The organism is Burkholderia sp. FW306-1C-G01B, from assembly GCF_058781685.1.
On the sequence record NZ_JBYSWZ010000009.1, the window covers coordinates 115,727 to 136,687 of the forward strand.

The window sequence follows — 20,961 nt, forward strand, 5'->3', positions numbered from 1 at the left end:
GTTCGGATAACGACGTGCCGGCCCGCGCAACCCGCGCGGGCCGGCCGCTCACGATGCAATACGGGTGAAGCAATGAAAAGAATCCTTCCGCTCGCAGCCGCGAGCGCACTCCTCGCACCGCTCGACGCGTTTCCGGCCCACCCGCTCGTCAGCGACGATACGGGCACGCAGGGCAATGCGAACTGGCAGTTCGAGTTCAACGCCGAGGAAACCTCGAAACAGGAAGACAGCGGCCGCCACCAGCTATGGAACGCGACGCTCACGCGCGGGTTCGGCGAACACGTCGACCTCTACGTCAACACGCCTTATACGCATCTGCAAACGCGCACCGACGAAAACGGCGCAGGCATCGGCGATGTCGAGATCGGCATGAAATGGCGCTTCGTCGAACGCGGGCCGCTGTCGCTCGCGCTGAAACCGAAGGTGACGATGCCGACCGGCAACGACGGTCGCGGGCTCGGCACGGGCCGCGTCGGCACCGGCGCGACGCTGCTCGCGCAGGCCGACGTCGCGCGCTTCTCGCTGCTCGCGAATGCGGACCTCGCGTACCAGCCGAATCGCCAGGGCGACCTGACGTCGGTCTGGGCCGTGTCGGGCGCGGCGATCTACAAGGCGACCGACCGGCTGCAGCTCGTGGTCGACGTCGGCACGTCGCGCAACACCGAAAGCACCGCCGGCGCGAATCCGGCGTTCGCGCTCGCGGGTGCGATCTATTCGCCGACACGCTGGCTCGATCTCGACATCGGCTACCGGCGCGGGCTGAACGACCAGACCTATCGTCATTCGGTGATGGGCGGCGTGACGGCGCGGTGGTGATACACAGGCTGGCGCGACGTATGCGTCGGGCCGCAACACGACGGGCCGCATCAGCGGCCCGTTTCCTTATCCGGCGTCGTTCGCGCCGAACAGTTGCGCGCACACGGTGCGCCCTTCGTCGGTCAGCGCGGCGCTGCCGGTGCCGTCCTCGTTCAGCGTCGTCGCGCTCAGGCCCGCGGCATCGAGCTGCGTCAGCACGCGGCGCAAAGTGCTCATCGGCAGTTGCGCGCGCTTCGCGATCTTAGGCAGCGACCATATCTTGCCGGCCGGATCGCTCGCGGCCTCGTTCAGCGTCGCGAGCGTCGCAACGAGTGCGGGATCGAGCGGGGATTCGTCGGATTCTGAAGTCATCGGTTCGGGTTCGTGAGCCGGTGCCGGACCGGCATTCATTCAGGATGAGGATGCATTCGCGAGCACTATACGCCGCGTCACGCACCCTTGATCGCGGCACGCATGAACGACACGAAATGCGTCGTGACGGGATCGTCGCGACCCGACAGCCACGCCAGCCCCACGCGCCACTTCGCGTCCCTGCCGTCGAGCGGCAGCACCGTCGCGTCGCGCAGCAGGTACTGCGCGTGCGACGGGATGAACGCGACGCCGACGCCGGCCGCGACCGACGTCAGCACCGACTGCACATCTTCCGCCTGCTGCGTCACGTGCGGCACGAAACGGCGCTCGACGCACCATCGGTCGATCTGCGCGGCAAGCCCCGGACCGCGCGCCCGCTGCAGTGCGATGAAGCCGATCTCGTTGAGCACGTCGAGGTCGGCCGGCACGCGCTTGAAGCCGAGGTGCGGCGGCACCGCGAGCGCGAGCCCTTCGTCGATCACCTTGAACGACGACAGCCCGTCGTCGGACGGCAGGCGCAGGAAGCCGGCGTCGAGCTTGCCCGCGCGCAGCCGGCGCGTCTGCTCGGACGACGACAGGTCGCTCAGCGTGACGGCGATGCCCGGATTGCGGCGACGAAATTCCGCGACCAGCTTCGGCACGAGCGTCAGCACGGACAGGCAGATGCCGAGCCGCAGATGCCCGCGCTGCCCGCTGGTCGCCTCCCGCGCACGTGCGAGGATCTCGTCGGCATCGCGCACGAGCGCCTGCGCGTCGGGCAGGAAGCGTTCGCCGAACGGCGTCAGCTCCGCGCCGTGCCGCCCGCGCTCGAACAGCTTGCCGCCGAGGCTCGCCTCGAGCGCGCCGATCTGCTTGCTCAGTGCCGGCTGGCTCATGTGCAACGCATCGGCCGCGCGGCTGAAATGGCACAGCTCGGTGACCGTCAGGAACGTTCGCAGCAGTTTCAGTTCCATTCTTGAAGGGAATCGTAACGATCGAAATATTCATTTTACTGATCGAATGCAATGACGTTCAATACGGGCATGCCCTTCCCGGAATTTACCGTCATGTCACTAGATCACGTGTCCGAATGCGTGGTGGCCCCATCTTGCGATGGCGCGGTTTCAAACGAACGCACCGCCGCCGTCGATACGCGCGCACCGAAGCGTCGTGCCGAACGCAGCGACGGACGCAGCCGCCGTTTTCGCTTCGGCGATGCGATCGAAGACGCGCCGCCACGCGCCGTGACGGGTTCGATCGCGATCAGTTTTGCGGTCGTGTCGCGGCGGAACTGGCCGCGCTGAACTGCGCCGCATCCTGCGGTGTGCCGCCCCGGAACGGCACGCCTTTACGATTTTTCACGGCATGCTTGCCGTTGATCGGCAGCAAAATAACGACACGAATCTGCGTGCATCACGCGCCATTGCGCGCGATCCAATCGTCATCGCCACGCGATCGACCGTATAATTTCCCGCACCCGCTGACCGACCACGCATTCCGCGCAGCCGCATCGCGCGCGAAAAGGAGACTTTCGCTTGACCGGCCTCATCGCGCGCCTGCCTCGCGCCCGGACCACCCTGATCCTCGCCCTCTCGTTCCTGCTGCTCGCGTTCGCCGCGAACGCGTCCGCGCAGCGCGCGCAGCCGCATCGCACCGCGCATGCCCACGTGCATGCGAAAGCCGTCAAGAAGAAACCTGCCCACCGCAAGATCAAAGCCGTCAAGCATCGCCGCACGCACGCGAAGCATCGTGCAGTCAAGCGTCATGCGACGCCCGCCCCGCAGCATCGCCGCGCGAAGCGCACGACCGCCGTACGCCCGCGCCCGGCGGCCGCCAAACCGCGTCTGATGGCAAGCTGCGGCTATAACCCGCGCGCGGTCAGGTCGTTGCATTCACGCGCGGCCTATGTGCTCGACGTCGACTCCGGCACGCCGCTGCTGGCCCGCAATGCGCGCACCGTGCGGCCGATCGCGTCGATCTCGAAGCTGATGACGGCCGTCGTCGCACGCGACGCGGATCGTCCGCTGAACGGCGTGCTGCGCGTCACCGCGCACGATCGCGACACGATCAAGTTCACCGGCTCGCGATTGCAGGTAGGCTCGGAGCTGTCGCGCCGCGACATGTTCCATATCGCGCTGATGTCGTCCGAAAACCGCGCGGCAGCCGCGCTGAGCCGCGACTATCCGGGCGGGCGCGCCGCGTTCGTCAAGGCGATGAACCGCGAAGCGCGCCGGCTCGGCATGCGCAACACGCACTTCAGGGAGCCGACCGGCCTGTCGCCGCACAACGTGTCGACGGCCGAGGATCTCGCGAAGCTCGTCGGCGCGGCGGCGCAGGATCCGCTGATCCGCTATTTTTCGACGGATACGTCGACCACCGTGCGCCCCGGCGACGGCGAGCTGCTGTACGTGAACTCCGACCCGCTCGTCCGCTACCGCCGTCTGCCGATCCGGCTGCAGAAGACGGGCTTCATCAACGAATCGGGGCACGGCGTCGTGATGCGCATGCGCGTGAAGGGCCGCCGCGAAACGGTAGTGCTGCTCGGCGCGCCGACGCGCGCCGGCGTATCGAGCGACGCACTCAAAATCCATCGCTGGCTGACCTGCTCGATCCAGTAAGCGCGCACAGGCGGCCGGCGCGCTCACCCTACGGGAGCGATGCCATGCAGGACGAATACCGCTTCAGCGCATTCGGACGGCTGCTCGCCGTCGTGCGTACGAACGGCCGCTGGGCCGTGTTCGATCTCGGCGCCGAAGGCAAGCGGCGCCCGGCCGACCTGCAGATTCCGCCCGCGCTCGCCGCGGACGAACTCGCGCAATATCTCGGCGACCTGCTGCACGAGAACGCCACGCCTAAATACAGCGAAGTCGTGCCGGTCGCCCTGCCGCGCCGCACGTAACCGCGTGCCGGGCGGTGCCGCGATCTGCCGGCCAATTCGACAGTTAAACTTGCAAGTTTAACTGTCGTGTTCTATGATCCGCCGCATGAACCCGCCACGCAAACCCGGCGTTTCCGCCGACCTCGTCGCCGCCGACCTGACCCTCGCGGTCGGCCAGTTGATCCGCCGGCTGCGCTCCGAGATCGAATCCGAAGGGCTCGGCATGTCCCAGACGAGTGCGCTCGCGCGGCTCGAACGGCACGGGCCGATGACGACCGCCGATCTCGCGCGCGCCGAGGCGATGAAACCGCAGTCGATGAAGGCGATCCTCGCGAGCCTCGAGGAAGACGGTCTCGTCGAACGCGAACCGCATCCGACCGACGGCCGCCAGATCCTGTTCATGCTGACCGCCGCCGGCCTCCACGCACGCCGCAAGCGCAATGCCGCGAAGCACAAGTGGCTTGGCGCGGCGATCGAAAGGCTCGATCCCGAAGACATCGACACGCTCGCCGCCGCGATCCCGCTGATTCGCCGCATCGGCGAGCAATGACCCCGGCCTGCCCGCCACGCGGCATTCGCGCGCCCGCCTTCCTTCGTCCATTCCACGGAGCCCCATCATGAGCGCAACCCGTCTCGACACGAACACGGCACTCGTCGTCATCGATCTGCAGAAAGGCATCGTCGCCCTCCCCACCGCACACCCGGTCGCGCCGGTGATCGCGCACACCCGCGAACTGCTCGACGCATTCCGCAGCCGCGGCCTGCCGGTCGTGCTCGTCAACGTCGCCGGCGGCGCGCCGGGCCGCACGCAGCAGCAGGTGCGCGTGGCCGCCCTGCCCGCCGACTGGACCGAGCTCGTGCCCGAACTGAACCGGCAGCCGGGCGACCATGCCGTGACGAAAAAGACCTGGGGCGCATTTACCGGTACGGATCTCGACGCGCACCTGAAGGCGGCCGGCGTCACGCAGATCGTGCTGACCGGCGTCGCGACGAGCATCGGCGTCGAATCGACCGCGCGACAGGCCCACGAACTCGGCTACAACGTGACGCTCGCCGTCGACGCGATGACCGACCTCAACGCGGACGCGCACGCGAACAGCGTCGAGCGCGTGTTCCCGCGCCTCGGCGAAACGGGCTCGACGCAGGACATCGTCGCGCTGCTCGACCGGCGCGGCGCGTGAGCGACCGGCGCGCGCAGCCGGCGGCGGGCCGCGCGGCCGGCCGCCTCGATCCGTCGATCTGGAAGGTCAGCGCGGTCGCGACGCTCGGCTCGCTGCTGTCGCAGCTCGACGCGACGATCGTCAACGTCTCGCTGTCGAGCCTCGCGACCGACCTGCATGCGAGCCTGTCGACGATCCAGTGGGTGACGAGCGGCTACCTGCTCGCGCTGACGCTGGTGCTGCCGCTGAACGGCTGGCTCGTCGACCGCATCGGCGCGAAGGCGCTGTACCTGTGGTGCTTCTCCGCGTTCACGCTCACGTCGGCGCTGTGCGGGCTCGCGTGGTCCGCGCCGTCATTGATCGCGTTCCGCGTGCTGCAAGGCGTCAGCGGCGGGCTGCTCGCACCGATGGCGCAGATGATGATCGCGCGCGTCGCCGGCCAGCAGATGGCGCGCGTGATCGGCTACGCGGCGGTGCCCGTGCTGCTCGCGCCGATCCTCGGCCCCGTGGTCGCCGGCGCGATCCTGCAATACGCGTCGTGGCGCTGGCTGTTTCTCGTGAACCTGCCCATCGGCGTGCTGGCGCTCGCGCTGGCCGTGCGGTTCCTGCCCGGCGACCGTGACGAAGCACAACGACGCGAACTCGACTGGATCGGTCTCGCGCTGTTGTCGCCGGGCCTCGTGCTGTTCCTGTACGGCGCCGAGCGGATCGGCACGGCGCCCGGCATCGCCGCGATCGCATGCTCGGCGCTGCTGCTCGCCGCGTTCCTGCGCTTCGAGCAACGCAAGGGCGAGCACGCACTGATCGATCTCGCGCTGTTTCGCTCCCGCGTGTTCGGCGCGGCGGCCGGCACGCAGTTTCTGGCGAACGGCGCGATGTACGCGGGCCAGATGCTGATCCCCGTGTTCCTGATCCAGGCGTGCGGGCGCTCGCCGGGCGAGATGGGTTGGCTGCTTGCGCCGCTCGGGCTCGGCATGCTCGTCACCTATCCGTCGATGGGCGCGTTGACGAGCCGGTTCGGCGTGCGCCGGCTGGCCGCCGCCGGTGCGTTGCTCGCCTTCGTCGCGACGCTGCCGTTCGTGTCCCTCGCGCTGACCGGCTACGATCCGTACGTGCTCGTGCCCGCGCTGTTTCTGCGCGGCATGGGCCAGAGCGCGATCGGCGCGCCGTCGATCTCCGCCGCATATGCGTCGGTCGAGCGCCGCAACCTGCCGATGGCGACGACATCGCTCAATATCGTGCAGCGCCTCGGCGGCCCGACGTTCACGACGATATGCACGCTGTTCCTCGCATGGCGGCTACAGGCCGAATCGTCGGCGGGCGGCGGCACGCAAGCCGCCGCATACGCGTGGGCGTTCGGCCTGCTTTGCGTGCTGCATGCGGCGAGCTTCGTCACGACGCTGCGGCTGCCGTTGTGGTCGGCCGGTACGGGCGGACGAACTGCCGGCGCCGCACGCGCCGGTTCGCGCTGAACGTGGACGCGCCGCCGCGATGCGCGCGCAGCGTCGCTACGGCAGCCACATCGGCACGATCGACACCACGAGCAGCACGCCCAACCCGACATTCAGGCAGCGCCACTGCCGCTCCGTGCGCAACGCGCGCGCGAACAACAGCCCGGCGAAACACCACAGCGACAACGACGCCATCGCGGCCAAGCCGAACGCCAGCCCGAGCAACACGCCGAGCCGCGCCGGCCCGGACGCGAGCGCGGCGAACGACGCGGCCGCGCCGAGCGTCATCGCCCAGCCTTTCGGGTTGTGCCAGAGCATCCAGACGCCGCTGACGAACCCTTGCGGCCGGTGCACGGCGGCATCGAGCCGCGGCTTGCCGCCGCGCCCGATGCGCACGGCCAGCCACACGAGATACAACGAGCCGGCCGCCTTCATCGCGAGCTGCAACGCGGGCAGCGCAAGCAACACGCTGCCGAGCCCGGCCGCGGCGGCCGCCGCCATCGACGCCAGGCCGGCCGCGATGCCGGCCATCAGCGGCAGCGACCGCCGATAGCCGAAATGGGCGCCCGATGCGGTTGCGAGCGTCGTCGCGCCGCCCGGCGTCACGGTGGACACGATCACGAACAGCATCAGCGGCAGGTAGTCGCGAAGCAGCACGGAAGCTCCCGGTTGTCGTCGTCGAAGCCCCCGTTTTACCCGCGATCTTCCCATTACGACAGCGAAAGCTTTTTATGCCTGCCATTAGCGTTCATAATCCGACGCATGGTACGCAATCTCGACATCGCGCTGCTGCGCGCCTTCGTCACGGTCGCCGATCATCGCAGCATGACGGCGGCCAGCCGCGCGCTGCACCTGACGCAAGGCGCGGTCAGCCAGCAGGTCGCGCGGCTCGAAACGCTGTCCGGCCCGCTGTTCGTCCGCGAGCATCGCAACCTGCTGCTCACTGCGGCCGGCGAGCGTCTGCTCGAACAGGCGCGCCGGCTGCTCGCCGTGCACGATGCGCTGCTGACCGACCTGACGGCCGGCGCGGTCGAAGGCGCCGTTCGCCTCGGCGCACCGCAGGATCTCGTCGGCACCTGTCTCGCGCCGATCCTGAAAGGCTATGCGCAGGCGCATCCGCAGGTCGCGCTCTCTCTCGTGTGCGCGGCATCGCCGGAACTGCGCCGGGGGCTCACGCAGGGCGATCTCGACGTCGCGCTGATCGAGGCGCCGGTCGGGCCGTCGCGCGGCGAATGCATTGCGGTCGACCGGCTGGTCTGGGTCGGTGCGAAAGGCGGCACCGCGCACCGGAACACGCCGCTGCCGGTGTCGATGGTCGCGCCGACCTGCGCGTTCCGCCCGACCGTGCTCGACGCGCTGCGCGGCAGCGATCGCGCATGGCGCACCGTGTTCGAGAACGGCAGCTTCGACGCGACGGCCGCGACCGTGCGCTCCGATCTCGCGGTGACCGTCTGGCTCGCGTCCACCGTGCCGGCCGACCTCGACATCCTGCCGGCCGGCAGCGGCCTGCCCGCGCTGCCGAATTTCGCGATCAACCTTCATCTGCCGCGCGGCCAGCGCACGCCGGCCGCGACGGAACTGGCCCGCCACCTGCGCAACGGCTTCGCGCGCTTGCGCACGGCCGCATAGGGCGGTTCACACTATACGGTGCCCGGCTCCTGCGGCGCCGGCGTCGTGCCCGCCGCCTCCAGCGCCTGATGCAGCGTCTCGAAGATGCACGCCTCGCCGACGACCTCGGTGATCCGGTGACGATCCATGTCCGCGCGCAGATAGCGGTTGACGCGCCCGAACAGCACGCCGATTCCGCGCGCGTGCAGCGTCTTGACGAGATCGGTCACGGTGCGCGCGGCCGAATAGTCGAGATCGGTGATCGCGCCCGCGTCGACGACAAACCAGCGCGGCGGCACCGGCGCCGCATCGACGAGTTCGGTCACCTCGGCGGCGAACAGATGGTCGTTCGCGAAGAACAGGTCGGAGCCGAACCGGTAGACGATCAGCCCCGGCGCCGTCATGGCGCCGCGCCGCGCAGGCACCGGCTGCCAGCGCCCGTCGCCCTCGACTGGCTCGAGCACCATCGTGTGCGGCAGGTAGCTGTGGCGCACGTGCCGCATCAGCGACAACGCGACGGCCAGCAGGATGCCCTGCTCGACGCCGACCGTCACGACGGCCACGGCCGTCACCAGCGCGAGCGTGAATTCGCCGGGGCTTTCGTTGCGGATCGCCGCGAGGCTGCGCACGTTGATCAGCCCGAGCGCGATCGTAAACACGATGCCGGCCAGCACCGCATGCGGCAGATACTGCAGCGTCGTGCTGAAGAACAGCAGCACGACGGCCACGACGGCGGCGAACGCGAGATGTCCGATCTGGCTGCGCACGCCCGCGCCATCGGCCATCGCCGTCTGCGTCGGGCTGCCGTTGACGACGAACGCGCCGCCGACCGCCGCCGCCGCATTCGCGGCCGCGAGCCCGAGGATGTCGGCATTGGTGTCGACGTCCTCGCCGTACTGCTGCGCGAACACGCGCGCGGCGGCCGCGCTCTGCGCGATGATCATCACGAAGCACGACGCGGCGACCGGCACGAGATCGAGAAACTGCTGCCACGTGACGGACGGCCAGCGCAGCGGCGGCAGCCCGCCCGCGACCGGCCCGAGCACCGCGATGCCGTGCGCGGCGAAGCCGAACGCATGGCTCGCGGCGATGCTGCCCGCGACCGCGATCATCGGTATCGGCACGCGCGGCAGGAACCGCTTGCACACGAGAATCGCGACGACCACGAGTGCCGCGAGCGCGAAGGTCGGCCGGTTCGCGTGGACGAGATGCGTGACGACATAGGCGAGTTGCGCGAGGCTGCGCGATGCCGGGTACGGCACGGCTAAGCCGAGCATGTCGCCGAGCATCGCGATCGATACCTGCACGCCGACGCCGGCGAGAAAGCCGACCAGCACGGTGCGCGACAGGAAATCGGCGAGAAAGCCAAGCTTGAAGATGCGCGCGAGCAGCAGCATCGCGGCGGTCAGCAGCGCGACCATGCCGGCCAGCGCCGCATAGTCGGCGCTGCCGGCCGGCGCCATCGATGCAAGCCGGCTCGCGAAGATCGTCGCGGTCGCGGAATCGGCGGCGACCACGAGATGGCGCGACGCACCGAAGCACGCGAACGCGATGAGCGGCAGGAACACCGTGTAAAGGCCCGTGACGGCCGGCATGCCGGCGATGCGCGCGTAACCGAGCACCTGCGGGATGTCCATCGACGCGAGCGAAATGCCCGCGAATACGTCGCGGATGGCCCCCGCGCGGCGGATCGGCAGGATGCCTTTCAGCAGCCGCACGCCTGACGGACGGTTTTCGCTGGAATCTTGCATGCGTGAAATGCGTGATGACGAAGTGACGGGGTGACGCGGTTCGCGAAGTCGTTCGCGCATCGTGCCTCGGGCAGGCATCGCATGGCAAGTGCGCGAAGCTGCCGCGTGTCGCTCACCGTCGGCAAGCGACGCACCGGCAACGCATGCGATGCCCGCATGATGGCATGGATCGCCGATCCAGCGCCGTCACCCGCGAAGGCCTGCAGCAAAGGCGTCGAGCCGATCGCGGGCATGCATGCGACGCATCCGATAACCGGTGCGCACACGGGCTTGCGGTGATGCGGATTCGCCCTTCACCTCACCCGATTAAAGAGGATACCTGCGCAATGGTGAGAAGGTTCGGGAGCCGCGCGCCGCCCGCCGTCCGTTAGACGCATGTACCCGGAACCCGATGGCACAATCACGGTCCCTTTCATGTGCCCTTCACCGGGCGCGCGCCGCGTCGCGGCGCCGATTCAACACACAAGAAGGCCCCTGTCTGCCCCTATGACCCTGAACGAATCCTGGTTTGCGCCGCTCGTCGGCCTCCTCGTCCTCCTCGCCGCCGCCGGCGCAATCACCGCTGCCGTCCATTTCCTGCTGTTTCGCGTGGTCGCGCGGCTCGCACGGCTGTCGGCCACGCGCGTCGACGACGCGCTGTTCGAGTTCGGCGCGTTCAGGTGGCTGAACCGTATCGTCCCGTTCGTCGTGATCAAGCTCGGCCTCGGCGCGGTGCCCGACATTCCCGACACGGCCGTGCAGGTCGCCGACAAGGTGCTGTTCGCGCTGATCGTGTTCCTCGTGACGATGACCATCAGCGCGACGCTGTCCGCGCTCGAACACACGCATCGCACGCACCATCGCGACCAGCCGCGCCTGTCGCTGAAAGGCGCGATGCAGCTCGTCAAGCTCGTGATGTTCATCACGGCCGCGCTCGTCGTGATCGGCGACGCGACCGGCAAGCAGATCGGCCTGCTGCTGTCCGGCATCGGCGCGATGTCCGCGGTGCTGATGCTGATCTTCAAGGACACGCTGCTCGGCCTCGTCGCGGGCGTGCAGCTGTCGTCGAACGACATGCTGCGGATCGGCGACTGGATCACGATGCCGTCGGCCGGCGCGGACGGCACGGTCATCGACATCACGCTGAACACCGTCAAGGTCGCGAACTTCGATCACACGATCATCACGGTGCCGACCTGGAAACTGATCACCGAGAGCTACCAGAACTGGCGCGGGATGACCGAAGCCGGCGGGCGCCGCATCAAGCGTGCGCTGTTCGTCGACGCGACGAGCGTGCGCTTTCTCTCCAACGAAGAGATCGAGCGGCTCGAACGCCTGACGCTGCTGAAGGACTATCTCGAGGACAAGGTCGACGCGATCGAGCAATGGAACGGCACGCTCGGCGCGGCCGGCGACTGCCCGGCAAACCGCCGCCAGTTGACGAATCTCGGCACGTTCCGCGCGTATGTCGCGAACTATCTGAAGGGCCATCCGCGGATCCGCCGCGACATGACCTGCATGGCGCGGCAGTTGCCGCTCACGGCCGAAGGCATTCCGCTCGAACTGTACTGCTTCACCGATACGACGACGTGGGTCGACTACGAGACCATCCAGGCCGACCTGTTCGACCACCTGATCGCGGTGCTGCCGGAGTTCGGGCTGCGCGTGTACCAGCATCCGTCGGGCTTCGACATGCGGCAGATGGCCGGCGCCGTGCAAGCCGGGCTGCAAGCGCCGCACGCGGGTTGAACCATGCCACGGCGGCCGGCCACCGGCCACCGCCTGCCACCCGGCATTGCGCCGTTCACCGCGCCGCGCACTCCGATGCGAGCCGCCCCAGCACCTTCAGCGCTTCCTCGATCTGCCGCGACCACGGATAGCTGTAGTTGAGCCGGATGAAATGCCGGTAATCGGTGCCCGCCGAGAACATGTGCCCGGGCCCGACCGTGATCCGCTGCGCGAGCGCGAGCGTGTAAAGCTTCATCGCATCGACCTGCGGCGGCAGCTCGACCCACAGCACATACCCGCCCTGCGGCTGCGACAGCCGCGTGCCGTCCGGAAAGAACCGCCGCACCATCGCGCTCATCAGGCTCGCCTGCTGCGCGTACTGCTTGCGCATGCGCCGCAGGTGGAAATCGTAGCCGTCGTGTTTCAGGTACTCGGCGATCGCCAGTTGCTCGATCGCGGGCGTCGCGAGCGTGTTCAGGAATTTCAGCTTCTCGACCTGGTCGCGGTAGCGGCCCGGCATCGCCCAGCCGATCCGGTAGCGCGGCGACAGGCTTTTCGTGAACGACGCGCAATGCAGCACGAGCCCGTCGCGGTCGAACGATTTCAGTGCGCTCGGCGTCGTGTCGCCGAAGTGCAGCTCGTGATAGACGTCGTTCTCGATCGCCGGCACGCCGTGCTTCGCCAGCAGCTCGACGAGCGCGCGCTTGCGCGCGTCGGGCATCTGGAAGCCGAGCGGATTCTGGAAATTCGGCATCACCATGCACGCGGCGATACGCTCGCGCTCGAGGATCCGTTCGAGCGCATCGAGATCGATGCCGTCGACCGGATGCGTCGCGACTTCGAGCGCGCGCATGCCCATCCGCTCGATCGCGTGCAGCATCGCGTAGAACGTCGGCGACTCAACGGCGATCGTGTCGCCCGGCTTCGCGACGGCCTGCAGGCACAGGTTGATCGCCTCGGTCGCGCCGATCGTCATCACGATCTCGCCCGGCTCGACCGCGATTCCGCGCTCCGCATAACGCCGCGCGATCTGGCGGATCAGTTCCTGGTTGCCAGGCGGCAGGTCGTCGATCACGCCCCAGCGCGTGCGGCGGCGTCCGATCGCCTGCGCATAGCGCGCGAGGCGCTGCACGGGGAACTGCGATGCATCGGGATACGGCGAACCGAGCGGCACCGCATCGTCGCGCGCAATCGAGCGCAGCGTCGACAGCACGAGCCGGCTCACGTCCACCGCCGACGGCTCGGCGGCCGGCGCCGACATGTGCAGTTCGGCGTCGGCCGGCGCCGCCGCGCGCGCCCGCACGAAATAGCCCGACTGCGGCCGGCTTTCGATCAGGCCGCGGCTTTCGAGCACGAGGTACGCGCGCAGTACCGTCGTGACGCTGAGCTGCTGCTGCCGGCCCGCCTGCCGCACCGACGGAATCCGCTCGCCGGGCCGGTACACGCCGCGCTCGATCTGCGCCTGGAGATCGTCGGCCAGTTGTTCGTAACGCTTCACGCGCCTCCCTTTCAACTTCCCTTCAACAACACAGTTGCGATCCGCACTGTATGAATGGCCGAAACTGTACTCTTTTTTGAAGTGAACAGGTGTACACACAGCCGGACGGGTGCCGCGCGTACTCTGCATCCATCGACCCCGACGCCTGCTGCATCATGAAAAAGAAATCCGCCACCGCGCGCATCGAACCGTACACCCATCCGGCCGCCGGCTGGGGCGCGCTGAAAGCCGTCACGATCAACCTGATCAAGGAAAAGGTCGCCGGCGGCAACTACCGTACGCTGCTGCGCCAGAACCAGCCGGACGGCTTCGACTGCCCCGGCTGCGCGTGGCCCGACCGCCAGCACGCATCGACGTTCGAATTCTGCGAGAACGGCGTGAAGGCGGTGGCCGCCGAAGCGACGAGCAAGCGCGTGACGCCCGAATTCTTCGCCGCGCATACGGTCACCGAGCTGCTCGAACAGTCGGATTTCGAACTCGAGCAACACGGCCGGCTCACCGACCCGATGGTGTACGACGCGCAGACCGACCGCTACGTGCCGATCGCGTGGGACGACGCGTTCGAACTGATCGCGCGCCACCTGCGCGCGCTGCCCGACCCGAACCAGGCCGCGTTCTACACGTCCGGCCGCGCGAGCAACGAAGCGGCGTTCCTGTACCAGCTGCTCGTGCGGCGGTACGGCACCAACAACTTCCCCGACTGCTCGAACATGTGCCACGAGGCGACGAGCCGCGGGCTGCCCGCGTCGGTCGGCGTCGGCAAGGGCACCGTCACGCTCGACGATTTCGAGCACGCGGACACGCTGCTGATCTTCGGCCAGAACCCCGCGACCAACCATCCGCGGATGATGGGCGAACTGCGCGAGTGCGCGAAGCGCGGCGCGACGATCGTGTCGATCAACCCGCTGAAGGAACGCGGCCTCGAACGCTTCGCCGATCCGCAAAGCCCGCTCGAGATGCTGACGATGTCGGGCACAAAGATCGCATCGACGTTCATCCAGCCGACGATCGGCGGCGATTTCGCGCTGATCAAGGGGATGGCGAAGCGCGTGCTCGAACTCGACGACGCCGCGCGCGCCGCCGGTGCGCCGCGCGTGCTCGACACCGCGTTCATCGGCGAGCATACGGCCGGCTTCGACGCGTTCGCCGACGATCTGCGCAATGAAAGCTGGTCCGCGCTGACAGCCGAAAGCGGCGTGCCGTACGAGCAGATCGACGGCCTTGCACAGCTCTATGCGCGCAGCGAGCGCGTGATCGCGACGTGGGGCATGGGCATCACGCAGCACAAGCATTCGGTCGCCACCGTGCAGATGCTGACGAACCTGATGCTGATGCGCGGCAACATCGGCCGCCCCGGCGCCGGCCTGTGCCCGGTGCGCGGCCACTCGAACGTGCAGGGCAACCGCACGGTCGGCATCGAGGAAAAGCCGTCACCGGCGTTCCTCGACCGGCTCGGCCACGTGTTCGATTTCGAACCGCCGCGCCACCACGGCTACGACGTCGTCGAGACGATCGAGGGGATGCTCGAAGGCCGCGTGAAGGTGCTGATCGGCCTCGGCGGCAACTTCGCGATGGCGACGCCCGACACGCCGCGCACGTGGGAAGGCATGCGCCGCTGCGACCTGTCGGTGCACATCACGACGAAACTGAACCGCAGCCACCTGATCCACGGCCGCGACGCGCTGATCCTGCCGACGCTCGGCCGCACCGAGATCGACCTGCAGGACAACGTCGCGCAAGGCGTGACGGTCGAGGATTCGATGAGCATGGTTCACGTGTCGTACGGGATGAACAAGCCGGCGTCGCCGAACCTGATGTCGGAGCCCGCGATCGTCGCGCATATGGGCCACGCGCTGTTCGGCAGCGGCAAGATCGACTGGCTCGCGTACAAGGACGATTACGCGAAGATCCGCGACGCGATCGAGGCGACGCTCGACGACTTCTACGACTACAACACGCGCATCGCGCGGCCGGGCGGCTTCCACCTGCGCGTCGCATCGCGCGACCGCGAATGGCTCACGCCGACGGCCAAGGCAAACTTCATCGCGCACGCGCTGCCGACCGACACGCCGATCCAGCGCGCCCGCGCGCTGCACGGCGAGCGCCTGATGACGCTGATGACGACGCGCTCGCACGACCAGTACAACACGACCGTCTACGGGCTCGACGACCGCTATCGCGGCGTGTTCGGCCAGCGCCGCGTGGTGTTCGTCAACCGCGACGATCTCGCGATGCTCGGCCTGAAGGCCGGCGAATGGGTCGACATGGAAACCGTGTGGCACGACGGCATCGAGCGGCGCGCGGACGGCTTCCTGCTCGTCGAGTACGACATCCCGCGCGGCTGCATCGGCGCGTACTACCCGGAAACCAACCCGCTCGTGCCGCTCGACAGCGTCGGCGACGTGTGCAACACGCCGACGTCGAAGTCGGTGCCCGTGCTGCTGCATCGCGCGGCCGCGCCGGCCTCGACCGCCGCCTGACGGAGCCCGACGATGATCGTTCGTCCGCGCGAGCACTGGCTGCGGATGCTGCTCGTCTGGAACGGCTCGGTGCTGCCGACCATCCTGCCGCAGCTCGTGCTGACGCTCGCGATCAGCCTCGTCGCGGTGTGGGGCGGCGGCCGCGTGCTCGGCGAAAAGGTGCCGCTGAACCCGACGCCGTTCACGCTGATCGGCCTTACGCTCGCCATCTTCGCGGGGTTTCGCAACAATGCGAGCTACGACCGCTACCGCGAGGCGCGGCAATTGTGGGGCGGCGTGCTGACCGCCACGCGCACGCTGGTGTCGCAGGCGCTCTGCTACGGCGCGGTCGATCGCGACGACGATGCGCGGCGCGCGTTCGTGCGAACGGTCGTCGCGTTCGTCTATGCGCTCAAGCATCAACTGCGCGGCACCGATCCGGCCGCGGACCTGCGCGCGCTGCTCGACAGCGGCACCTATGCGCACGTCGCCGCCGCGCGGTTCCGTCCGGTCGCGATCGTGCACGAGCTGCGCGAAACGTTCGCCGCGCGCGCCGATGCGGGCCGCCTCGCCGACACGCGCCTGTGGATGCTCGACGCGCGCCTCGACGATCTCGTCGCGATGGTGAGCGGCTGCGAGCGCATCGCGTCGACGCCGATCCCGTTTTCGTACGACGTGCTGCTGCACCGGACCATCTATGCGTACTGCGTGCTGCTGCCGTTCGGCCTGGTCGACTCGATCGGCGCGGCGACGCCGTTCGTCACCGTGTTCGTCGCGTATACGCTGATCGCGCTCGACGCGATCGCGCATGCGATCGCCGAGCCGTTCGGCGACGGGCCGAATCATCTCGCACTCGATGCGATCACGCGGCAGATCGAACGCACGCTGCTCGAGCTGAACCGCGAGCCGCTGCCGGCGGAAGTGACGCCCGGCCGATCCTATCGGCTCACCTGACGCGCGCCGCAAACACCAGACGTAACGAACGCTTGCAATCGATACAGGCCGACACGTCAACAACCGGTGCCCGCTCCGCGTTTTCTCTTCAAGCGCCCATCATTCGGACGCGCAACGACAGGAGAAAACACCATGCGAGCCCTTGCCCGCCATCTCGCGATCGGCGCCACGCTGATGTCGGTGCTGACCACCGGCACCGCGTTCGCCGACACGCCGTGGCAGCACGCGCATCCGCGCCGCGAAGAGGTCAACCGGCGTCTCGCAAACCAGAATCGCCGCATCCATCACGAAGTGAAGGAAGGCGAGATGTCGCACGCACAGGCCGCGCGCCTGCACCGCGACGACCGCAAGATCCGCCGGGAAGAGCGGGACATGGCCGTGCAGGATCGCGGCCACATCACGAAGAGCGAACAGCGCGTGCTGAACCGGCAGGAAAATACGGTCGGCAACAAGATCGGCCAATAAGCGACCACAACAAGCGCCCAATCGCCATCGCCTGAAACGCCCGCTGCCGCCGTGCGGCAGCGGGTGCTTGTTGTATCGAATCGTTTCAACGTGACGTCCGCGTCAAATGCCGCGGGTATACTCCGTCGTCAGCCGCTTGCCGTAATCGACCGTCAAAAACGGCCCGATTCCGGGCGGTTTCGTCGCGAAGCTTCGCGTTTCGCCTACCCCGCGCCCCAGCCTCGATACGAGACACTCGACGACCGACCATGAAACGATTCCTGCTGCTCCTTCCCGCCGCCCTGCTCGCCGCCTGCGGCTCCGCTCCCTCGTCCGACTCGGCCTCATCCGGCGCAGCGCCGATGATCTACGTGTCGTCGCAACGCCCGGCCCACGCGATCGCCAACTGCCTCGACAGCCGCCTGTCGGGCACCGAGCAGTCGCAGCACAACGGCGTGACCGATATCTCCGTCGGCTCGAACTCGTACTTCGTCACGCTCACGCCATCGGGCAACGGTTCGGTCGTCAAGGTCGTGCGCGGCTCGGGCAGCGAGCCGCCCGAGGAAGCAATGCGCTTCGCGATCGCGCGCTGCGTGATCTGATCCGCCACCTGCCGGCGCCGGGCGCTCGCCCGGCCCGCTCCCGCGCGCCACCGCGCGCGCATCGAATATTTTCATCCGGGTAGCCGTCGATGAGAGAATCGCACCCACGATTCCTTTTCAACGGAGCCCGCATGAAGCACCTGCTGTCCCGGCTGTTCGTCAGCGCCGCGCTCGTCGCGCTTGTTCCGGCGTTGCCGGTGCAGGCCGCCACGCCGCCCGGCATCTTCGTCGTCGCCACGCAGCTCGGCGAATTCACGACCCTCGACCCGAGCGGGATCTACGAACTGGTGCCGTCCGAGTACGTCGCGAACACCTACGAACGCCTGGTGCGCGTCGACCTGAAGGACCCGACGCACTTCGACGGGCAGATCGCGCAATCGTGGACGGTCGGCGCCGACGGCGTGACCTACACGTTCAAGCTGCGCCCGGGCCTCACGTTCCACTCCGGCAACCCGGTGACCGCCGACGACGTCGCGTGGTCGCTGCAGCGCACCATCCTGCTCGACAAGGGGCCGGCCGGCGTGCTCGCCGATCTCGGCCTCACGAAGGCGAACGTGACGCAGAAGGTACGCGCGATCGACCCGCAGACCGTCGTGCTCGAAACCGACCGCAAGTACGCGCCGAGCTTCGTGCTCAACGTGCTGAGCGCGTGCCCTGCATCGGTGTTCGACAAGAAGCTGCTGCTGTCGCACCAGCAGGGCAACGATTTCGGCAGCGGCTGGCTCAGGACCAACGACGCGGGCTCGGGCCCGTACCAGCTCGTCAAGTGGACGCCGAACGAAAGCATCGTGCTGCAGCGTTTCGACCAATACCGCACGCCGTACCCGATGAAGCGCGTCGTGCTGCGCCACGTGCCCGAAGCGTCCGCGCAGCGGCTGCTGCTGGAGAACGGCGACGCCGACGCCGCGCGCAACCTGAGCCCCGACAGCCTCGCCGCGCTGACGAAGGCCGGCAAGATCAAGGTCGCGTCGTGGCCGGTGTCCGCGCTGCTGTACCTGAGCCTGAACACGAAGAACCCGAACCTCGCGAAGCCCGACGTGCAGCAGGCGATGAAATGGCTCGTCGACTACGACGGCATCCAGCGCAACATCGTCAGCACGACCTACAAGGTGCATGAAACCTTCCTGCCCGAGGGCTTCCTCGGCACGCTGAACGCGCGGCCGTACAAGCAGGACGTCGCGAAGGCGAAGGCGCTGCTCGCGAAGGCCGGCTTGCCGAACGGCTTCGACGTGACGATGGACATGCCGAACGACTATCCGTACCTCGAGATCGCGCAGGCGCTGCAGGCGAACTTCGCGCAGGGCGGCATCCGCGTGAAGCTGATCCCCGGCGATGCGAAGCAGGCGATCGGCAAGTACCGCGCGCGCCAGCACGACATCTTCATCGGCGAATGGTCGCCCGACTACATGGACCCGAACAGCAACGCGCGCGGCTTCGCGTGGAACCCGGACAACTCGGACCAGTCGCCGACCAAGATGCTCGCGTGGCGCAACAGCTGGGACATTCCGCAACTGACGAAGGACACCGAGGCCGCGCTCGTCGAGCCGTCGCCCGCGAAGCGCGCGCAGCGTTACGAAGCGCTGCAGAAAGCCGTGCTCGCGAACTCGCCGTTCATCATCATGTTCGAGAAGGTGGTGCAGGTCGCGACGCGCCCCGGTGCGACCGGGCCGGAAATCGGGCCGATCAACGATCTCGTGTCATACCGGACGCTGGCGAAGTAATCGCGGCTGCGGTCAGGCGCAGCGCAGAGGCACCGAACTGACGGCGCATTTCTGGTATCGGGTCGCGGCCGGCGCCGTCATCACGCTGCGCTCGACGAGCGTCGGCGGCCAGCAGCGCAACGGCGATCCGGCGGCTTCGCGAAGCACCGGACATGCAGCACAGGAGGCGGCGGCCCGGCGGTCGACGCGCACCGCCGCCGTTCAATTGAATGCCGCCCACACCAGATACGCATTCAGCCCGACGATCACGATCGTCGCTGCGCCGGCGACGATCCGCAACGGCATCCGCATTGCGTAAGCACCCATCACATCCTCGCGCGCCGACAGCATCAGCAGCGCGATCATCGGCATCGGCAGCACGAAACTCAGCACGACCTGACTTGCCACCATTGCGCGCGTGACGTCGCAGCCGAGCGCGACCACCGCGAACGCGGGCGCGACCGTCACCGCGCGCCGCATCCATACCGACATGCGGCGGCGGATGAAACCCTGCATCACGACCTGCCCGGCCATCGTGCCGACCACCGAACTCGACACGCCCGACGTCAGCAGCGCAACGAGAAACAGCGCACCGGCCGCCGGCCCGAGCACCGGGATCAGCGTGTGATACGCGGCGCCGATGTCCGTCATGCCCGGCGCGCTCAGGTGGAACGCCGACGACGCCATCATCACCATCGCGAGATTCACGAACCCGGCCAGCCCGAGCGCGACGACGACCTCGCGGTTCGAGAAACGCACGAGCCGCAGCCGTTCCGTGTCGTCGCGCGGCGCGGCGCGATCCTGCGTCAGGCCCGAATGCAGATACAGCGTGTGCGGCATGATCGTCGCGCCGATGATCCCGACCGCGATCGTCAGCGCCGCATGATCCGGAATCTGCGGGACGACCAGGTGGAACGCGGCCGCGTGCCAGTCCTGCGGCGCGATCAGCAGCTCGCCGAGATAACACGCGCCGATCACGCCGACCAGCGCCGCGATCGCGGCTTCCAGCGGCCGGAAGCCGCGCTTTTCGAGCGCGAGGATCGCGCAGGTCGCGCACGCCGTCGCGATCATCCCCGCGAACAGCGACAGGTGGCACAACAGCCCGAATGCGAGCGCGCCGCCGAGGAATTCGGCGAGATCGGTCGCCATCGCGGCGATCTCGGATGCGGCCCACATGCCCCACACGACCGGCGCGGGGAAACTGTCGCGGCACAGCTCCGCGAGATTGCGGCCGGTCACGATGCCGAGCTTCGCCGACATCGCCTGGAACAGCATCGCGATCGCGTTCGCGGCCAGCACGACCCACAGCAGCCGGTAGCCGTACGCGGCGCCGGCCTGGATGTTGGTCGCGAAGTTGCCGGGATCCATATAGCCGATCGACGCGACCACGGCCGGGCCGACGAACGGCAGCAGCGCGGCGACACCGGTGCGGCGCCCTTCCAGCGCGGCGCGCGCCGCGCCGTCGGCGCGCTCGGGAGACAGCGCCGGCAGCGCGAAGCCGCCGGCAGGTTTGCTCGTGACGGGAATCATGGTGTGTTGTGTTCCGTTCGGATAAGAAGGGCTTGCCCGGAAGCGGGCGCCGCGGCCGGCCTGCCGGTTGCCG

At 68.2% G+C, this 20,961-nt stretch carries 20 protein-coding genes; 14 read left to right on the plus strand and 6 right to left on the minus strand.

All coding sequences use genetic code 11. The features are described 5' to 3' along the window. The first annotated feature begins 72 nt into the window (after nucleotides 1-72). Entirely contained in the window at nucleotides 73-816 is a 744-nt protein-coding gene (locus tag AC3WLY_RS19285) for a transporter (RefSeq protein ID WP_492310023.1), read from the plus strand. A 66-nt stretch (nucleotides 817-882) separates the two neighbouring features. Here AC3WLY_RS19285 and AC3WLY_RS19290 read toward each other — a convergent pair whose 3' ends face one another. Both AC3WLY_RS19290 and AC3WLY_RS19295 read right to left on the minus strand, forming a co-directional pair. Then, nucleotides 883-1,167 (minus strand): transcriptional regulator, encoded by a 285-nt coding sequence (locus AC3WLY_RS19290; RefSeq protein WP_175959271.1) that lies wholly within the window; start codon nucleotides 1,165-1,167, stop codon nucleotides 883-885. A 77-nt stretch (nucleotides 1,168-1,244) separates the two neighbouring features. After that, nucleotides 1,245-2,120: a LysR family transcriptional regulator gene (locus AC3WLY_RS19295; protein WP_425130980.1), complete on the minus strand. Its 876-nt coding sequence runs from the start codon at nucleotides 2,118-2,120 to the stop codon at nucleotides 1,245-1,247. Between the two features lie 51 nt (nucleotides 2,121-2,171). Here AC3WLY_RS19295 and AC3WLY_RS19300 point away from each other — a divergent pair, with 51 nt between their 5' ends. From AC3WLY_RS19300 to AC3WLY_RS19325, 6 genes are all read left to right on the plus strand, one after another. Then, nucleotides 2,172-2,450 carry a hypothetical protein gene (locus AC3WLY_RS19300; RefSeq protein ID WP_492310024.1) on the plus strand — a complete coding sequence of 93 codons (279 nt, stop codon included), beginning with the start codon at nucleotides 2,172-2,174 and terminating at the stop codon, nucleotides 2,448-2,450. A 231-nt stretch (nucleotides 2,451-2,681) separates the two neighbouring features. Continuing rightward, entirely contained in the window at nucleotides 2,682-3,764 is a 1,083-nt protein-coding gene (locus AC3WLY_RS19305; RefSeq protein WP_425130981.1) for a serine hydrolase family protein, read from the plus strand. Between the two features lie 44 nt (nucleotides 3,765-3,808). Then, nucleotides 3,809-4,045, plus strand: a complete 237-nt coding sequence (locus AC3WLY_RS19310) for a DUF7661 family protein (RefSeq protein ID WP_175959274.1) — start codon at nucleotides 3,809-3,811, stop codon at nucleotides 4,043-4,045. A gap of 73 nt (nucleotides 4,046-4,118) precedes the next feature. Further along, on the plus strand, nucleotides 4,119-4,574 hold the full coding sequence (locus AC3WLY_RS19315; RefSeq protein WP_111020080.1) for a MarR family winged helix-turn-helix transcriptional regulator: 456 nt from the start codon (nucleotides 4,119-4,121) through the stop codon (nucleotides 4,572-4,574). Nucleotides 4,575-4,641: 67 nt separating this feature from the next. After that, on the plus strand, nucleotides 4,642-5,205 hold the full coding sequence (locus AC3WLY_RS19320) for an isochorismatase family protein (protein WP_492310025.1): 564 nt from the start codon (nucleotides 4,642-4,644) through the stop codon (nucleotides 5,203-5,205). After that, on the plus strand, nucleotides 5,202-6,656 hold the full coding sequence (locus AC3WLY_RS19325) for a DHA2 family efflux MFS transporter permease subunit (RefSeq protein WP_492310026.1): 1,455 nt from the start codon (nucleotides 5,202-5,204) through the stop codon (nucleotides 6,654-6,656). The genes AC3WLY_RS19320 and AC3WLY_RS19325 overlap by 4 nt, the downstream gene beginning before the upstream one ends. Before the next feature lie 36 nt (nucleotides 6,657-6,692). On the opposite strand, the gene AC3WLY_RS19330 is transcribed toward AC3WLY_RS19325, so the two are convergent. Next, nucleotides 6,693-7,346 carry a LysE family transporter gene (locus tag AC3WLY_RS19330; protein WP_310137558.1) on the minus strand — a complete coding sequence of 218 codons (654 nt, stop codon included), beginning with the start codon at nucleotides 7,344-7,346 and terminating at the stop codon, nucleotides 6,693-6,695. A 51-nt stretch (nucleotides 7,347-7,397) separates the two neighbouring features. Between AC3WLY_RS19330 and AC3WLY_RS19335 the strand changes: the two genes are divergently transcribed. After that, nucleotides 7,398-8,264, plus strand: coding sequence for a LysR substrate-binding domain-containing protein (locus AC3WLY_RS19335; RefSeq protein WP_208457404.1), 867 nt, complete (start codon nucleotides 7,398-7,400; stop codon nucleotides 8,262-8,264). Nucleotides 8,265-8,275: 11 nt separating this feature from the next. Here the strand turns inward: AC3WLY_RS19335 and AC3WLY_RS19340 are convergent, their stop codons facing one another. After that, a complete protein-coding gene (locus AC3WLY_RS19340; protein WP_492310027.1) occupies nucleotides 8,276-9,994 on the minus strand; it encodes a SulP family inorganic anion transporter in 1,719 nt (572 codons plus the stop codon). Nucleotides 9,995-10,480: 486 nt separating this feature from the next. Here AC3WLY_RS19340 and AC3WLY_RS19345 point away from each other — a divergent pair, with 486 nt between their 5' ends. Further along, entirely contained in the window at nucleotides 10,481-11,722 is a 1,242-nt protein-coding gene (locus tag AC3WLY_RS19345) for a mechanosensitive ion channel family protein (RefSeq protein ID WP_492310028.1), read from the plus strand. A 55-nt stretch (nucleotides 11,723-11,777) separates the two neighbouring features. Here the strand turns inward: AC3WLY_RS19345 and AC3WLY_RS19350 are convergent, their stop codons facing one another. Further along, entirely contained in the window at nucleotides 11,778-13,199 is a 1,422-nt protein-coding gene (locus AC3WLY_RS19350) for an aminotransferase-like domain-containing protein (RefSeq protein ID WP_492310029.1), read from the minus strand. A 155-nt stretch (nucleotides 13,200-13,354) separates the two neighbouring features. Here AC3WLY_RS19350 and AC3WLY_RS19355 point away from each other — a divergent pair, with 155 nt between their 5' ends. The 5 genes from AC3WLY_RS19355 to AC3WLY_RS19375 all read left to right on the plus strand — a co-directional run bounded on the left by AC3WLY_RS19355 (nucleotide 13,355) and on the right by AC3WLY_RS19375 (nucleotide 19,379). Next, nucleotides 13,355-15,679 carry an FdhF/YdeP family oxidoreductase gene (locus AC3WLY_RS19355; protein ID WP_492310030.1) on the plus strand — a complete coding sequence of 775 codons (2,325 nt, stop codon included), beginning with the start codon at nucleotides 13,355-13,357 and terminating at the stop codon, nucleotides 15,677-15,679. A 12-nt stretch (nucleotides 15,680-15,691) separates the two neighbouring features. Then, nucleotides 15,692-16,612: a bestrophin family protein gene (locus AC3WLY_RS19360; protein ID WP_175959282.1), complete on the plus strand. Its 921-nt coding sequence runs from the start codon at nucleotides 15,692-15,694 to the stop codon at nucleotides 16,610-16,612. 132 nt (nucleotides 16,613-16,744) lie between these two features. Continuing rightward, nucleotides 16,745-17,077 carry a hypothetical protein gene (locus AC3WLY_RS19365; RefSeq protein WP_175959283.1) on the plus strand — a complete coding sequence of 111 codons (333 nt, stop codon included), beginning with the start codon at nucleotides 16,745-16,747 and terminating at the stop codon, nucleotides 17,075-17,077. A gap of 248 nt (nucleotides 17,078-17,325) precedes the next feature. Next, nucleotides 17,326-17,658, plus strand: a complete 333-nt coding sequence (locus AC3WLY_RS19370; RefSeq protein WP_175959284.1) for a sugar ABC transporter ATPase — start codon at nucleotides 17,326-17,328, stop codon at nucleotides 17,656-17,658. Between the two features lie 131 nt (nucleotides 17,659-17,789). Beyond that, nucleotides 17,790-19,379 (plus strand): ABC transporter substrate-binding protein, encoded by a 1,590-nt coding sequence (locus tag AC3WLY_RS19375; protein WP_310137530.1) that lies wholly within the window; start codon nucleotides 17,790-17,792, stop codon nucleotides 19,377-19,379. A 201-nt stretch (nucleotides 19,380-19,580) separates the two neighbouring features. Here the strand turns inward: AC3WLY_RS19375 and AC3WLY_RS19380 are convergent, their stop codons facing one another. Then, complete coding sequence (locus AC3WLY_RS19380) at nucleotides 19,581-20,888, minus strand: Nramp family divalent metal transporter (RefSeq protein WP_492310031.1); 1,308 nt, start codon at nucleotides 20,886-20,888, stop codon at nucleotides 19,581-19,583. Between the last annotated feature and the right edge of the window lie 73 nt (nucleotides 20,889-20,961).

Bases quoted from the DNA above. Each gene is read 5' to 3' on its own strand.
- AC3WLY_RS19285 (WP_492310023.1), top strand. From the start codon at position 73: ATGAAAAGAATCCTTCCGCTCGCAGCCGCGAGCGCACTCCTCGCACCG.
- AC3WLY_RS19290 (WP_175959271.1), bottom strand. From the start codon at position 1,167: ATGACTTCAGAATCCGACGAATCCCCGCTCGATCCCGCACTCGTTGCG.
- AC3WLY_RS19295 (WP_425130980.1), bottom strand. From the start codon at position 2,120: ATGGAACTGAAACTGCTGCGAACGTTCCTGACGGTCACCGAGCTGTGC.
- AC3WLY_RS19300 (WP_492310024.1), top strand. From the start codon at position 2,172: ATGACGTTCAATACGGGCATGCCCTTCCCGGAATTTACCGTCATGTCA.
- AC3WLY_RS19310 (WP_175959274.1), top strand. From the start codon at position 3,809: ATGCAGGACGAATACCGCTTCAGCGCATTCGGACGGCTGCTCGCCGTC.
- AC3WLY_RS19315 (WP_111020080.1), top strand. From the start codon at position 4,119: ATGATCCGCCGCATGAACCCGCCACGCAAACCCGGCGTTTCCGCCGAC.
- AC3WLY_RS19320 (WP_492310025.1), top strand. From the start codon at position 4,642: ATGAGCGCAACCCGTCTCGACACGAACACGGCACTCGTCGTCATCGAT.
- AC3WLY_RS19330 (WP_310137558.1), bottom strand. From the start codon at position 7,346: ATGGGAAGATCGCGGGTAAAACGGGGGCTTCGACGACGACAACCGGGA.
- AC3WLY_RS19335 (WP_208457404.1), top strand. From the start codon at position 7,398: ATGGTACGCAATCTCGACATCGCGCTGCTGCGCGCCTTCGTCACGGTC.
- AC3WLY_RS19340 (WP_492310027.1), bottom strand. From the start codon at position 9,994: ATGCAAGATTCCAGCGAAAACCGTCCGTCAGGCGTGCGGCTGCTGAAA.
- AC3WLY_RS19345 (WP_492310028.1), top strand. From the start codon at position 10,481: ATGACCCTGAACGAATCCTGGTTTGCGCCGCTCGTCGGCCTCCTCGTC.
- AC3WLY_RS19355 (WP_492310030.1), top strand. From the start codon at position 13,355: ATGAAAAAGAAATCCGCCACCGCGCGCATCGAACCGTACACCCATCCG.
- AC3WLY_RS19360 (WP_175959282.1), top strand. From the start codon at position 15,692: ATGATCGTTCGTCCGCGCGAGCACTGGCTGCGGATGCTGCTCGTCTGG.
- AC3WLY_RS19365 (WP_175959283.1), top strand. From the start codon at position 16,745: ATGCGAGCCCTTGCCCGCCATCTCGCGATCGGCGCCACGCTGATGTCG.
- AC3WLY_RS19370 (WP_175959284.1), top strand. From the start codon at position 17,326: ATGAAACGATTCCTGCTGCTCCTTCCCGCCGCCCTGCTCGCCGCCTGC.
- AC3WLY_RS19375 (WP_310137530.1), top strand. From the start codon at position 17,790: ATGAAGCACCTGCTGTCCCGGCTGTTCGTCAGCGCCGCGCTCGTCGCG.
- AC3WLY_RS19380 (WP_492310031.1), bottom strand. From the start codon at position 20,888: ATGATTCCCGTCACGAGCAAACCTGCCGGCGGCTTCGCGCTGCCGGCG.